Here is a 14,037-nt window from a genome sequence, read left to right on the forward strand (position 1 = left end):
AAACAGATAACAAGGCGTTGAACGTGCTCTGTTCAACGCCTGAAGTTAATGACTAGACGTTTTATTTAAACAAGGAATTCAAGGATGACAGATAGCCCAACTTTGGCTCTGGCAAAAGACCTCATTAGCCGTCAATCGGTAACCCCTGAAGATGCAGGCTGCCAAGAGCTGATGATTAATCGCTTAAAAGCGCTCGGTTTTGAAATCGAAGTGATGGTATTTGAAGATACGACGAACTTTTGGGCTCGTCGTGGTACTGAAGCGCCTCTGTTTGCCTTTGCTGGCCACACTGATGTTGTTCCTGCTGGCCCGATTGAGCAGTGGAACACTAAGCCATTCGAACCGACTATCGTAGATGGTTTCCTACACGGCCGCGGCGCAGCGGACATGAAAGGCTCTCTGGCTTCAATGATTGTTGCTGTTGAGCAGTTCATCGCTCAGCATCCAGACCACACAGGTTCAATCGGTTTCCTTATCACATCGGATGAAGAAGGCCCATTCATCAACGGTACGGTACGTGTTGTCGAAACACTGATGGCGCGCGGTGAGAACATCGACATGTGTATTGTTGGTGAACCATCAAGCACTGAGTTCGTAGGTGATGTTGTGAAGAACGGCCGTCGTGGCTCTATCACAGGCGATCTAACGATTAAAGGTACACAAGGTCATGTTGCCTACCCTCACCTAGCGAACAACCCAGTACACAGCTCTCTGCTTGCTATCAACGAGTTGGCAACAACTGAGTGGGACAAGGGTAATGATTACTTCCCACCAACAAGCTTCCAGATTCCAAATGTGAGTGCAGGTACTGGCGCGTCAAACGTGATCCCTGGTGAGTTTAACGTTCAGTTTAACCTGCGTTTTAGTACCGAACTAAGCAACGACATCATCGTTGAGCGCATCACAACGACACTCGACAAGTATGATTTCGAATACGACCTTAAGTGGACATTCAATGGCGACCCGTTCTTAACAGACGCAGGTTCACTGCTTGATGCTATTGTTGATGCAGTGGGTCACGTCAATGATGTTAAACCAGCTCTGCTAACGACTGGCGGTACGTCTGATGGTCGCTTTATTGCGCGTATGGGCGGACAAGTGGTTGAACTAGGCCCTGTGAATGCAACGATCCACAAGGTTAACGAATGCGTGAAAGTGGCTGATTTAGAAAAGCTAACTGACATGTACGAAAGAACATTAGTGGACCTGTTCGCTAAATAGTCTTTCATCAGCGATTCATAGCATCTAATTATTGAGAGACTCGTTATGACACCAGAGCAGCTTACCGGACAATCAGATTCTCACCTAGAGTCTAGCCTGATCGGCACCAAGACCTTCTTGGTTCACAGTGAGGTTAAGAATGACCTAAACAATTTGATTGAAGCTGCTCAACTCGCTGGTTTTAAAATGGAGATTGCCAGTGGCTTTCGCGACTATGAAAGACAATCTTTGATTTGGAACCGTAAGTTTTCTGGCGAAGCTCTGATATTAGATTCAGAGAGCCAACCACTTGATGCTTCAACACTGACTGAACATCAAAAGTTGTCGGCTATCTTGAGATGGTCTGCGCTTCCCGGTGCGAGTCGTCACCATTGGGGTTGTGACTTCGATGTCTTTGCTCGTAACCTCTTACCTGAAAGCACACAGCTGCAATTAGAACCATGGGAATACCTTACCGGCCACCAGCAAGCGTTTTACCAATGGCTATCGGTTCATGTTGAACAATTTGGGTTCTTCTTCCCTTACAGTCAAGACCTGGGTGGTGTGGCGATAGAACCTTGGCATATTAGCCATCGTAACGTTTCGGAGTCGTGTTTATCACAGTTATCTCCCACTTTACTTGGCAAGCAACTCCAATCTAAGCCAATATTAGGGTATGAGATTATTATGGAGCAGCTAGACGAGATCTACGCACGCTTCGTAGCGAATATCAGTCATTAGGAGCGCTTATGTTGGAGTGGCTTACAAACCCTTGGGTTATCATCATCATCGTGGTTAGCGTCGTGGTGGGTAACATCGCAGCTCTTAAACAGACTGCCAATATGGATCTGACAGGTCGTGGTAAAACAGAGCGAGATTTAGATAAACTCAATCGCTTGGATAAGCAGAATCAAGAGAAAGCTCAGAAAGAAGAGTCCAAAGACAACAAAGACGCATAGCTTTTTACTTTGGGTATCCACTTGATTAACTAATAGTCTGATAACAACGAACACAAAAAAAGAGGACACAATGTGTCCTCTTTTTTATTGGCTTTAGCTAATCACAGAGCTGATTGAACCCAGCTCTGTGACTGCTTAAGTGCTACTACTCAGCTTTCGATTCTTTGTCATCTTTGGTCTGGTCAGCAATATGCGCTAGTACCGGAACCATTGACTTAAGCAGCTCTTCTTCTACTGGCTTACCTGATGCATCCGTTACGTTAATCGACGTACGGTTACCAAGGTCACCAAATAGGAAGTTGTAAGTGCCTGGCGCTAAATCGATAGGCTGTAGGCCAATTTCTTCCCAGAACTCATCATCTGGTGCGGCGTACTTAGCTTTCACTGTACCTTGAGACTGGTTGCGCTCTTCAAGCTCAAAGCCCATAGCAGGCAACAAGTTTGGCAGACGCTGCCAGAATACATTGTATGGTGTACGAGCAATAATCACAGGGAAACCACTTCGGTCAGCACCCATTGAGATCGGAATACGCTTCACCAACTCTTGTGCTTTCAAAGCTGCTTCAGCACGAAGGTTTTCATCGTACTTAGCCATCACTAAGTTAGTTAAGAACGCGTTGTAACGCTCTTTATTGGTTGCCGTTACAGGCTTCTCTTCAGTACCTTCACGCCAATCAATAAGGTTAATCTTAAAGCCATGACGGTTGTTCGCTTGGAAACGAGAGATAGAGTAGCGGCTGCCAAGCTCTACGTCTTCATCTTCAGAAACCCAAGTTACCCAATCAGTCTCAATCTCATTCTCGGATTGCTCACGAATACCAATACCACGTTGAGCTAGCATATCTACTGCTGTTTGCCACACTCTGTCTGCCTCTTCAGCACGAAGAAGCCATAGTGTCACTTCACCATTTTGACGCTCAGCGCGAGCACCCGGGATCAATTCAAGAACCTGTTGCGGTGGGCGAATATCAACTTCACGACCTGTACCACCACTGAACTCACCGCTTGGGATGTCAAAATTTGGGTAGAACTGAGGCTGAGCATCTTCAGGCAACTGCCATTGTGAAAACTCAGGTGTTTCTAAGTATTCGAAATCATCTTTGGCTTGGCGACGTTGAGTCGGGCTGCCAGAACATGCTGTAAGAACGAAAACAGCCAGTGACCCAATCACTAGCTGGTGAGAATACTTCATTTATACTCCTAAATGCCGAAAGTTCGCTTCGGCATCACTTCATACGTTTTAGTAAATGCACGCTTCAGTCATTGCTTGAGCAACAACAGGTTGAGCTGGTTCTGACAGTTCAGTCAGCGGTAGACGTAAGCCACCTTCAGCGATCAGACCCATTTTATGAACCGCCCATTTTACGGGAATAGGGTTAGATTCAACGAACAAATTCTTATGTAGAGGCATCAAACGCTCATTGATCGCTTCTGCTTCTTCAAACTTACCTTCTTTTGCTAGCTTGAACATGGTTGCCATATCAGCGGCTGCAACATTATTCGTTACAGAGATCACGCCATCGCCACCACGCTTAACAAATTCTAGACCTGTTAAGTCATCACCACTTAGTAAGATAAAGTCTTCGCCACAAAGTTCACGGTGAATTGCAATTCTGTCGAGATCACCCGTCGCATCTTTAAGTGCAACGATGTTTTCGATCTCAGCAAGGCGAGCAACCGTTTCTGGCAACAAGTCTACAGCAGTACGACCAGGAACATTGTATAGGATTTGTGGAACGTCACTGACTTCAGCAATCGCTTTGTAGTGTTGGTACAAACCCTCTTGAGTCGGTTTGTTGTAGTAAGGCGTTACGCTCAGACAGCCTGCAATACCAGAACCATTCAACAAACGGCTGAATAGAACAGATTCGTGAGTTGCATTTGCACCTGTACCAGCGATAACGGGAATACGACCATCAGCAAATTCAACGATCTTGTTGACGACTTTGACATGCTCTTCAATTGTGAGTGTTGAAGACTCACCTGTTGTGCCAACCGCAACCAGACCATCACTACCTGCTGCAACATGGTGATCAACCAACTTTTTAAGGCTGTCGAAATCCACTTCGCCATCTGCGTTAAATGGCGTAACTAGCGCAACGATACTTCCTGAAAACATGTCTATCTCCCTTAATTTATTCTTTTTGCATGTTACTGTAAGCCAATCAATAAACACAAGACATTAAAGTGGCTTACCGGCAACATCTGCATTAAATATTGTCGTATGTTTGAGGTAAAACGACTTCTAACAGCGTTCTACCTAGAATTTGGGTAACCTGCGCTCAATCTAGCGGATAGCACCTAACTGGATGTCAGTAACAAGTAAGCTGTGCTCTCATCACTCTATCTCGTTTTTTAACGCACCTGACATTCTTATCATTGGTTACATGTTAGAAGCAAGGTGGCTCATAAAAAGCCCCTTACGCACGCTTATTCCACAAGCTAACTGTGCTAACATGCATGAATCAATGGAATATAAAGAGACGTGATTTTATGACTCAACATCTAGTAATCACAGCTGTGGGCACTGATCGCCCAGGTGTATGCAACCAAGTGGTTCATTTAGTCACCCAATCAGGCTGTAACATTATTGATAGCCGTATCGCTCTGTTTGGCGAAGAATTTACGCTTATCATGCTACTGTCTGGAAAGGCAAATAACATTACCCGCGTTGAAACCACCCTGCCCTTGCTTGGCCAAGAGCACGACTTGATTACGATTATGAAGCGAACCTCGCCTCATGATGTTATTGAGAACTCCTACACGCTGGAAGTTTTCGTTGAGTCAGACGACAAACTCGGCCTGACCGAGCAATTCACTCAGTTCTTCGCAGACCGCAATATCGGCCTCGACTCGCTTAGCGCGCAGACCATCAATAAGTCCAAGGTTCAGCTCGATAACGACCAATTCCATATCTCTATTACCGCTTCTGTGCAATCAGAATGTAATTTGATGCAGCTACAAGAAGAATTCGACGCGCTGTGTCAGAGCCTATCCGTACAAGGCTCGCTCAACTTTATTAAAAACAGTCTCTAAAAAGGAAATGTCATGAATACGCTAACGGCTGGTGTTCCAGCACCTGCTTTTTCTCTTCCAGATCAAGATGGCAATATCGTATCTCTTGGTGACTTCAAGGGTAAAAAAGTACTTTTCTACTTTTACCCAAAAGCAATGACCCCAGGTTGTATCGTGCAAGCGGAAGGTCTGCGTGATATCAAAGCACAACTTGATGACCTCAATGTCGTGGTTTTGGGTGTGAGTATTGATCCAGTCAAACGCCTACCAAACTTCGTTGAGAAGAAATCTCTGAACTTCACTCTATTATCAGATGAAGACCACAGCGTTGCTGAACAGTTTGGCGTTTGGGGTGAGAAAAAATTCATGGGTAAAATATACGATGGTCTGCATCGTATTAGCTTCCTAATCGATGAAGAAGGTCAGATTGAACACGTCTTCAACAAGTTCAAAACCAAGACTCACCACGAAGTGGTTTTAGATTACTTCAACCAAGAAGCTTAATGGCTGTTTCGGTTAAAGCACTAAGTTAAAGAAAGCTTCTTAACCCAATAAACTTAAGCGATACATACCATTAAAAATGGCCGAATATCAGGGATATCCGGCCTTTTAATATTTCATCAATATGACAAGCGCGATTATACTCACCTGACCAATATAGAATTTGATGTTGAAAAACTCTGTTGAAGAAATAAAAATGCTATTGACAACGAAAAATTTCATTCACTAAGCCTAACAAGCGTCTTTCTACATCAAAAAAGCAATAAATCAGGTAAGAAAGAAATTATTGGTTGTCTTTTAAGTACTTCATTCCTTTAATATACACTTCATAGTTATATACATCCTCTTCATCACCAGTCTCAGAAAATATTCTAAAGATATCTCCAGCCAGCTCTAAATCATCTAAATCTCTAGATTTAATAAGAATAAAAGCTAGCTCTCTTGTCGCATAGCTTTTATCCAACTTATAAGATTTCTTAAGATATTCTTTGGCTTTTATGTACCAATCTAAAGGCGGTTCTTTTGATCTTGTAAATTTCAAATAATAACTCTGGCCAAGAATAATCATCTGGTCAGGATCATTTTCACTATAAAAAGGACTTGACTCAATAATTTCTATTGACTTATCTAAATCTTGAACAAAACCTTCCCCATGGTAATAAATACTTGCTTCGATCAAAAATGCATAGTTCTCATTTTTTTTAGAGATAATTGCTAATCTCTCGAGGAACTTGGTTTTGCTATAATAATGACTTAGATAATTGATATTATCCAAGTAGAAAAATATTCCATCAACAACCTTAGAGTCTTCTTCTGAAGTAAAATCATCCATGAAGCAGTTCTCTAACTCCTTCGCACATGAATACTTGTTCTGAGCGTTGACCCAGCTTATATCTCCATCAGCGAAAACTTGTGATGAAATAAATAGTGCTAATAAAAAAACTAACATTTATAAGTCATTTCGTTACTGTTGATGTTCAGGGTCATCATCTAGAGCATGGCTCGGTAAGGCATTCCAAACCGCTTTAACTAGCGTTGCTAGCGGGATAGCAAAGAACACACCCCAGAATCCCCACAATCCACCAAACACTAACACGGCAACAATAATTGCGACTGGGTGCAGGTTTACCGCTTCAGAGAAAAGAACCGGAACCAGTACGTTACCATCTAACGCTTGGATAATACCGTAAGCGAGAAGCAGCCAATAAAACTGAGGCTCTAATCCCCACTGGAACAGACCAACAATCGCCACAGGAACTGTCACAGCTGCCGCACCGATATAAGGAATAAGTACCGAGAAGCCAACCGCTACAGCCAATAATACTGAATAACGAAGATCCAGAATTGCGAAGGTTACGTAACTCACGCCGCCTACGATTAGAATTTCTAACACTTTACCGCGGATGTAGTTAGAGATTTGCTGGTTCATCTCTTCCCATACTTTAGTCGCTAAACGACGATTTCGAGGAAGTACACCGCTGGCCATTCTGATCATTTCTTCTTTGTCTTTTAACAAGAAGAAGATAAGCAATGGTACGAGAATCAAGTAAACCGCCAAGGTCGCTAAACTCACAAGAGAAGCAAGTGAGCCTTTGACAACACTTTCACCAAAACCTAACGCTTTGTTCTTGGCATTAGACATAATGGACTCAACGATCTGCAAGTTGGCAAGTTCAGGGTAGCGTTCAGGAATAGTCGCGATGAAGTTTTGTAAGCTGCCATACATACTTGGGATATCATTGATTAGGTTACCCACTTGTTCCCAAATGGTTGGTACCAAGCCAAAGATCGCAAGTAGCATCACGCTAAAGAACATCATGATAACCAGCATCACCGAAGGGGTTCTTGGAACACCGAGTCTTTGAAGTTGGGTAACAGGCCACTCAAGCAAGTAAGCCAACACAATGGCCACTAATAATGGCGCAATGAGGTGACCAAAAAAGTAGATGGTAATAAAGCCGAATAGAATGATGGCAACCAAACTGACAGCATGGGGATCAGAGAAACGTCGTTTATACCAACGATTGACCATTTCAAGCATCTGACTGCAATTCCTTTTTAGTGACGAGGAGATGATAATAGTTAGAGCAAACCTCAGTGATGACGTCATAGGCTTGCTTAGACAAAAAAGTAACAATATCTTTCATCGAGCTGTTATCAGAGACATAAATTGACAATGATTGCCCGACTTCTAACTTTACACTGTGACGCTTGGCTAATAATAGTGCCATTGGACAGCGCTCTTGGCGTAAATCTAGAATATTAGGTGTCATTCTTGAGCTCGATGCTTATTATAAGGGTCGTATTGTAATCTGTTTTTGAAAACGCGCCATCATTCATTCATCTTCCTTCATGATAGCGCACGCACTTGGCAAAGGTTAAATCAGATAAAGAACCAATTTGCATTGCACTTGTCTTACTGTCAGAAGAAACGGAGTATTACTGACTAATATGTTTAAACGCGCTCGCTCAATTGCTTGCTTATGCATCGCAGCTACATTAAGCACCCCAACGTTGGCGAATACCAATAGTTTGGAGCTACCCGATATCGGTACCGCTGCTGGCGGCACGCTCTCTATCGACCAAGAGCTTATCTATGGTGATGCCTACATGCGTATCATCAGAAGCAGCCAGCCTATCGTAAACGACCCAGTTTTAAACTTATATATTGATACGCTTGGTCATCGTCTGGTCGCTAACGCAAATGATGTAAAGACGCCTTTCCAGTTCTTTATGATCCGTGACCGCAACATCAACGCCTTTGCTTTCTTTGGTGGCTATGTTGCTTTGCATTCAGGTCTATTCCTGCATGCACAATCTGAAAGTGAATTGGCTTCAGTATTAGCGCACGAAATCGCGCACGTTACCCAACGTCACTTAGCACGTAGCATGGAAGATCAAGCTCGCCGTTCTCCAGCAACCATTGCTGCTCTTGCGGCTTCTGTATTACTGGCGATTGCAGCTCCTGAAGCGGGCATTGCAGCCCTAACGGCAACGACAGCGGGTAATATGCAAAGCCAGATCAACTACACACGTAGTAATGAAAAAGAAGCTGACCGCTTTGGTATCAACACGCTTGCGAAAGCTGGCTTTGATGTGAATGCAATGCCACGCTTCTTTGGCCGCTTAGCCGATGAATACCGCTATGCGAGCACACCACCTCCAATGCTACTGACTCACCCATTACCAGAAGACCGAATTACAGATTCACGTGCTCGTGCTCGTAGTTACCCGCCACTGAAACTGGCTCCGTCTTTGGACTACCATCTTGCAAGAGCCCGCATTGTTGCGCGCTATGCTGGCATTAATAACGATGCTGCTCTTGATTGGTTTGAGCGTCAGCTGAAGAAAGCCCCTAAAGCCTTGGTTCCATCGTTAGAGTATGGGCAAGCGCTGGTTTACCTAGATTCTAAAAAATTAGACAAAGCAGAGCCAATTCTGAACAAACTGATTAACAGCGACCCGACCAACCTGTTTTATCTAGATGCTATTTCCGATCTGCACATCGAGAAGAAACAGCCTAAGATTGCGATTAAAGAACTTAAGTCGGCACTGGTTCGTCAGCCAAACAACCCAGTTCTGACCATCAACTACGCCAATGCACTAATTGAAAATGAAAATCTACAAGAAGCAGTTCGCGTATTGCAGCGTTACACGCACGATAACCCGAATGACACCAATGGCTGGCACCTACTTTCAAAAGTAAATACGAGCCTTGGTAATAGCGACGAAGAACTGGCTGCTCGTGCAGAAATTTTGGCACTACAAGCCAACTGGAACAAAGCGATTCAGTACTACACGCAGGCGAGCCAAATCGCAGAACTAGGCAGCCTAAAACAAGCACGCTACGACGCTCGAATTGATCAACTAATGATTCAACGAGAGCGCTTCTTGTCGCTACAATAATATGTTTACTGGTAGCCGCTCGTTGCAAGAATAAAAAGAAAGCTCAACGTTACACAAAAAAGAAGTCGCCTCTGGTGGCTTCAGCTAAACAATTAAATCAAAAATAATAATGAGGAAGAACCATGTCTGTCGTGATTTATCATAATCCACGTTGCTCAAAGAGCCGTCAAACTCTCGAATTGCTTGAAACAAACGGTGTACAACCTGAAGTTATCAAGTACCTAGACACGCCTTTAACTGTCGAGCAGCTAAAAGTGCTTTTCACTCAACTGGGTTTTGACAGTGTTCGCGACATGATGCGTACCAAAGAAGCGGACTACAAAGAAGCAAACTTGGATGATGCATCAGTAACTGATGAAGATCTTTTCTCAGCAATGGCAACAAATCCAAAACTGTTCGAGCGCCCAGTGGTTGTTGCGAACAACAAAGCAAAGATTGGTCGTCCACCAGAGCAAGTATTAGAGATTCTGTAATCCGATATGAGCATTAACATTCTTGTTCTTTATTATAGTCGCCACGGCAACACACAAGCTTTAGCAAGACAGATTGCACGAGGGGTGGAGTCCATCCCTGAGTGTGAAGCTATGCTGAGAACAGTGAACGACGTGTATACCGTAGAAGAGCAGCCTGATTCGCGTCATCAACCAACCGACCCTATTGCAACATTACAAGAGTTACGCTCTTGTGATGGTTTAGCGCTAGGCAGTCCGGTTTGGTTTGGTAACATGGCCGGGCCGATGAAGCACTTTTGGGATAGCACGACGTCACTGTGGATCAATGGCGATCTCATCGATAAGCCAGCTTGCGTATTCACTTCTTCTTCATCACTGCATGGTGGTCAAGAGACGACACAACAAAGCATGATGTTGCCCCTGCTGCATCATGGCATGTTAGTCGTGGGCATCCCCTACTCAGAACCTGCGCTGCACACCACTCAAACCGGTGGTACGCCTTATGGTGCAAGCAGCACAGGCGAAAGTGCTTCATTAAGCAAAGAAGAAATTGAGTTGGCGCAGAACCTAGGTAAACGCCTCGCGCGCATTGCTATGAATCAGAAAGGAATCTCTCAATGATGTACATGTCAGAGAAGGCGATGTCTCCTAAGACTAAGCTATTCCGCTATCTCGCATTAGCAGGCAACCTATTGCTGTTAGGTTGGGTTGTGGCGTGGCAGATGACGCTTTCGCCGCATCCTCATCTCAGTAATGTAACACTGGCAATTGCTTGGGCAATACCGCTATTACTGCCATTACCAGGCATTTTAGCCGGTAAGCCTTATACGCACGCTTGGGCGAATTTCGTCCTGATGCTCTATTTCCTACACGCATTAACTATTTTGTATGTAGATGATGGTGAACGCTTGTTAGCGGCTGTAGAACTGCTTCTGACGACTCTTGGTTTCGCGGGCAATATCTTATTTACTCGCTTTAGGGCTAAAGAGTTAGGCATCAAGTTGAAGCGCCTTTCGGAAGTAGAAAAGAAAGAAAAAGCGAAATTCGAGCAATAATATTGATACGTTGCTCTTGAACACAGACACTAGATAAACAAAAGCCCTGCAGGATTGCTCTTGCAGGGCTTTTTTCATGTTTTCATTTCAATCAGTCATGTCAGCTGACAATTATGAGCGAACCCACTCGTATACCAAGCTTGGCTTAGCATGTACTGGCGCAGTATCAGCTGTGTTAGATTCCTCTAGCGTTGCGTCAGGCGTGTTCGTTAGCTCAGTATCCTCAGATACCTCGTTGCCATTAATCACTTGTACGCCTGAGTCAGTTTCGTCACCAACGACTTCAGCAGCGTCTGTTGAATCATCGCCTACAGACATGGTGTTGTCTTGAGTTTCAAATTCAGGGCTCACTTCAGGCTCAATGTAAGATTCTTCAACCTTCGCAACTTGGCGAATACTTGCAACTTCTTGCTCAAACTCTTGTTGAGTCGACAATAAGTGAATTCGGAAAGTTACTTCGTTGTTCTGAATCTTCAGAATATCTAGGCTTGCCACCGAGTTGAGACGCTTAAGTGCGTTTTCCAACTGAAAGAAGTCTTGAGCATTATTCAGGCTAATAAACTGCGTTAAAATCGATTCTGATGACTCACTCGCTACCGTCACAGCACTTTTTCCTGCGTAGTAGTTACTGATTTGGTCGACTAACTTCTTAGAAGTCGTGGCACTGTTACCTGATAAAGAACCACTTACAGGCGATGTTGGTGCGCTCGTCAATTGACTTGGCTTTTGATCATATAGAGTCCAACGTAGACCTGAAGATTGAGCCTTGATCACCAATACAGCATCAACAGGGTAACGCTGACTCGCTTTACTGATTGGCGTAACAAAGCTGCCCCACAAATCAGAAGTCGCAATACCCGTAATATCGTCAAAGTCACCCACAGGCAGCGTTAGAGGCAAACCGCGCTCTTTTGCGTTTGCTTGCAAGCCCGCTGCTAACTGCGAGTTAGAGTGTTCCCAGACGATATTCTTGTCGTAGTTGTCCTCTTCCACCAGCCAAACAAGGATGTTTGAACGCGTGTCAGGCCAGTACGGTAACTGTGCTTGAGTCAATAGCGAACGGATTTGAGCACCGTTAAAACGCATACGCAATGTTGATTGGTCATTGCTTTCACCAAAACTCATTTGAGACATGTACTGCGAACTCTTGCGCATCGCCTTTTGAATCGTCTCATTCGAAGCGACATCAGTTTGGCCGGTCGCACGTATCAATACCTGCTCCATACCTGTATTTCTTGCCACTTGTTCTGGCTGTTTGTCTTCAGCGTTAATCGCAACTTCAGCACTAAAAATATCTACTTGAGTTAAGGCGTAACTCGGAGAGGCTAATAGTCCCATCAACAACAATGCTATGTAGCGCATACTGATCCTAATATTCAAATCTTGTGCCTAGATGATAAGCAACTATGGATTGAGGGGCAAGGTCGATAGCGCCCACTGTGTTTAATAACCACAAAATATCACCTGGCCATGATAAATCGCTCACTTATAAACTGAATTTCTAGGGCTTAGATGGATATAAAACATCACTAAGATAAATAAATTTGATCTATTTAGTGTGGCAATCGATTGCTAAGTGATAGAATCCCGCGAATTTTATTTTTCGCTTTTCATATAACGACCATTTTTAAGGACATAACATGAAAAATGCTCTGCAAGGTGCGCAAATGCTGTTTGTAGCATTTGGTGCGCTTGTACTCGTGCCGCTACTAACAGGACTTGACCCCAACGTTGCACTCTTTGGCGCAGGTATTGGTACCCTTTTATTCCAACTTATTACACGCCGTTCAGTGCCAATCTTCTTAGCATCTTCTTTTGCATTCATCGCGCCTATCATGTTTGGTATTCAAACTTGGGGTGTAGGCGCAACCATGGGCGGCCTAATGGCGGCAGGTGTTGTGTATGTACTAATGGGCGCGTTAATTAAAGTTCGTGGCGTTGGCTTTATCCATAAACTGCTCCCACCAGTCGTTGTTGGCCCAGTAATTATGGTTATTGGTTTAGGTCTTGCACCTGTTGCAGTTAACATGGCGCTAGGTAAGACAGGCGATGGCGCGGTTCAACTTGTTGATGCAGACGCTGCACTGTGGATCTCTTCTATTTCACTGTTAGTGACGATTGTCATCAGTGTGTTCTCAAAAGGCTTCCTTAAGCTGCTGCCAATCTTCGGTGGTATTGTTGCGGGTTACATCACCAGCTTGGTATACGGCGCGGTAGACTTCACACCAGTAGCGCAAGCATCTTGGTTAGCACTACCAAACTTCACTGCGCCAGAGTTCAACATCAACGCTATCTTCTTTATGGTGTTTGTCGCGATTGCACCTGCTGTTGAGCACGTAGGCGACATGCTTGCTATTTCTAATGTAACAGGCAAAGACTACCTTAAGAAACCAGGTTTACACCGCACTATTACTGGCGACGGCGTGGCAACCATTGCCGCTTCAATGCTGGGCGCGCCACCAAACACTACGTACAGTGAAGTAACAGGTGCAGTAATGCTGACCAAAGCATTCAACCCAGTGATCATGACTTGGGCTGCTGTAACAGCTATCGTTCTTGCATTGGTCGGTAAGCTAGGTGCACTACTTCAAACGATTCCGGTTCCTGTAATGGGCGGCATCATGATTCTACTGTTTGGCTCTATCGCAACCGTAGGTTTGAATACTCTAATTCAAAACAAAGTTGACCTACACAAATCACGCAACCTTGTGATTGTCGGCATTACTTTAGTCTTTGGTATTGGCGGCATGGCCTTTGGTATCGGTGATTTCAGCCTACAGGGCGTAAGCTTGTGCGGTATCGTGGCGATTCTACTTAACCTAGTGCTTCCAGAAGAGTTAGGTGACAACACTGTGGTAGACAAAGCTCAAATCGATTAATGAATCGGTAAGGCTAGATTCAAAAGAATCACAAACCAACAAGATCAAAAAAGGGAGAGCATTGAATGCT

General features: G+C 44.3%; 16 protein-coding genes. 10 read left to right on the forward strand and 6 right to left on the reverse strand.

From position 1 onward, the window contains the following. The first annotated feature begins 84 nt into the window (after positions 1 to 84). The 3 genes from dapE to OC193_RS11750 are packed head-to-tail and all read left to right on the forward strand — an operon-like array spanning position 85 to position 2,159. On the forward strand, positions 85 to 1,221 hold the full coding sequence (gene dapE, locus OC193_RS11740; RefSeq protein ID WP_048664609.1) for a succinyl-diaminopimelate desuccinylase: 1,137 nt from the start codon (positions 85 to 87) through the stop codon (positions 1,219 to 1,221). Between the two features lie 45 nt (positions 1,222 to 1,266). Further along, a complete protein-coding gene (locus tag OC193_RS11745; protein WP_048664608.1) occupies positions 1,267 to 1,941 on the forward strand; it encodes a M15 family metallopeptidase in 675 nt (224 codons plus the stop codon). A gap of 8 nt (positions 1,942 to 1,949) precedes the next feature. Beyond that, positions 1,950 to 2,159, forward strand: a complete 210-nt coding sequence (locus tag OC193_RS11750) for a DUF2897 family protein (protein WP_048664607.1) — start codon at positions 1,950 to 1,952, stop codon at positions 2,157 to 2,159. Positions 2,160 to 2,304: 145 nt separating this feature from the next. On the opposite strand, the gene bamC is transcribed toward OC193_RS11750, so the two are convergent. Both bamC and dapA read right to left on the reverse strand, forming a co-directional pair. Next, complete coding sequence (bamC, locus tag OC193_RS11755) at positions 2,305 to 3,351, reverse strand: outer membrane protein assembly factor BamC (RefSeq protein WP_048664605.1); 1,047 nt, start codon at positions 3,349 to 3,351, stop codon at positions 2,305 to 2,307. Positions 3,352 to 3,399: 48 nt separating this feature from the next. Beyond that, entirely contained in the window at positions 3,400 to 4,278 is an 879-nt protein-coding gene (dapA, locus tag OC193_RS11760; RefSeq protein ID WP_017632493.1) for a 4-hydroxy-tetrahydrodipicolinate synthase, read from the reverse strand. A gap of 374 nt (positions 4,279 to 4,652) precedes the next feature. Here dapA and OC193_RS11765 point away from each other — a divergent pair, with 374 nt between their 5' ends. Both OC193_RS11765 and bcp read left to right on the forward strand, forming a co-directional pair. Beyond that, a complete protein-coding gene (locus tag OC193_RS11765) occupies positions 4,653 to 5,195 on the forward strand; it encodes a glycine cleavage system protein R (RefSeq protein WP_048664604.1) in 543 nt (180 codons plus the stop codon). A 12-nt stretch (positions 5,196 to 5,207) separates the two neighbouring features. Next, the gene (gene bcp / locus OC193_RS11770; RefSeq protein ID WP_048661244.1) at positions 5,208 to 5,678 is read left to right on the forward strand and encodes a thioredoxin-dependent thiol peroxidase; all 471 of its coding nucleotides are present in this window, start codon (positions 5,208 to 5,210) and stop codon (positions 5,676 to 5,678) included. A gap of 280 nt (positions 5,679 to 5,958) precedes the next feature. Here the strand turns inward: bcp and OC193_RS11775 are convergent, their stop codons facing one another. The 3 genes from OC193_RS11775 to OC193_RS11785 form a co-directional block, all read right to left on the reverse strand. Then, positions 5,959 to 6,507 (reverse strand): hypothetical protein, encoded by a 549-nt coding sequence (locus OC193_RS11775; protein ID WP_132957260.1) that lies wholly within the window; start codon positions 6,505 to 6,507, stop codon positions 5,959 to 5,961. Positions 6,508 to 6,639: 132 nt separating this feature from the next. Beyond that, positions 6,640 to 7,716, reverse strand: coding sequence for an AI-2E family transporter (locus tag OC193_RS11780; RefSeq protein ID WP_048664601.1), 1,077 nt, complete (start codon positions 7,714 to 7,716; stop codon positions 6,640 to 6,642). Continuing rightward, positions 7,709 to 7,948 carry a sulfurtransferase TusA family protein gene (locus OC193_RS11785; RefSeq protein ID WP_004734311.1) on the reverse strand — a complete coding sequence of 80 codons (240 nt, stop codon included), beginning with the start codon at positions 7,946 to 7,948 and terminating at the stop codon, positions 7,709 to 7,711. Before OC193_RS11785 ends, OC193_RS11780 begins: the two co-directional genes overlap by 8 nt. A gap of 178 nt (positions 7,949 to 8,126) precedes the next feature. Here OC193_RS11785 and bepA point away from each other — a divergent pair, with 178 nt between their 5' ends. The 4 genes from bepA (at position 8,127) to OC193_RS11805 (ending at position 11,088) form a co-directional block, all read left to right on the forward strand. Further along, positions 8,127 to 9,581 carry a beta-barrel assembly-enhancing protease gene (gene bepA, locus OC193_RS11790; RefSeq protein WP_048661242.1) on the forward strand — a complete coding sequence of 485 codons (1,455 nt, stop codon included), beginning with the start codon at positions 8,127 to 8,129 and terminating at the stop codon, positions 9,579 to 9,581. A 122-nt stretch (positions 9,582 to 9,703) separates the two neighbouring features. Further along, on the forward strand, positions 9,704 to 10,054 hold the full coding sequence (arsC, locus tag OC193_RS11795) for an arsenate reductase (glutaredoxin) (RefSeq protein ID WP_048661241.1): 351 nt from the start codon (positions 9,704 to 9,706) through the stop codon (positions 10,052 to 10,054). Positions 10,055 to 10,060: 6 nt separating this feature from the next. After that, positions 10,061 to 10,654, forward strand: a complete 594-nt coding sequence (gene wrbA, locus OC193_RS11800) for an NAD(P)H:quinone oxidoreductase (RefSeq protein WP_048661240.1) — start codon at positions 10,061 to 10,063, stop codon at positions 10,652 to 10,654. Beyond that, positions 10,651 to 11,088, forward strand: coding sequence for a DUF2069 domain-containing protein (locus tag OC193_RS11805; RefSeq protein ID WP_048661239.1), 438 nt, complete (start codon positions 10,651 to 10,653; stop codon positions 11,086 to 11,088). The genes wrbA and OC193_RS11805 overlap by 4 nt, the downstream gene beginning before the upstream one ends. A 111-nt stretch (positions 11,089 to 11,199) precedes the next feature. On the opposite strand, the gene OC193_RS11810 is transcribed toward OC193_RS11805, so the two are convergent. Beyond that, entirely contained in the window at positions 11,200 to 12,450 is a 1,251-nt protein-coding gene (locus OC193_RS11810) for a DUF2066 domain-containing protein (protein ID WP_048661238.1), read from the reverse strand. Between the two features lie 278 nt (positions 12,451 to 12,728). Between OC193_RS11810 and OC193_RS11815 the strand changes: the two genes are divergently transcribed. Next, complete coding sequence (locus OC193_RS11815; protein ID WP_048661237.1) at positions 12,729 to 13,967, forward strand: uracil-xanthine permease family protein; 1,239 nt, start codon at positions 12,729 to 12,731, stop codon at positions 13,965 to 13,967. Positions 13,968 to 14,037: the final 70 nt, after the last annotated feature.

Origin of the sequence: Vibrio crassostreae (assembly GCF_024347415.1) — a bacterium.
GTDB classification, from domain to species: domain Bacteria; phylum Pseudomonadota; class Gammaproteobacteria; order Enterobacterales; family Vibrionaceae; genus Vibrio; species Vibrio crassostreae.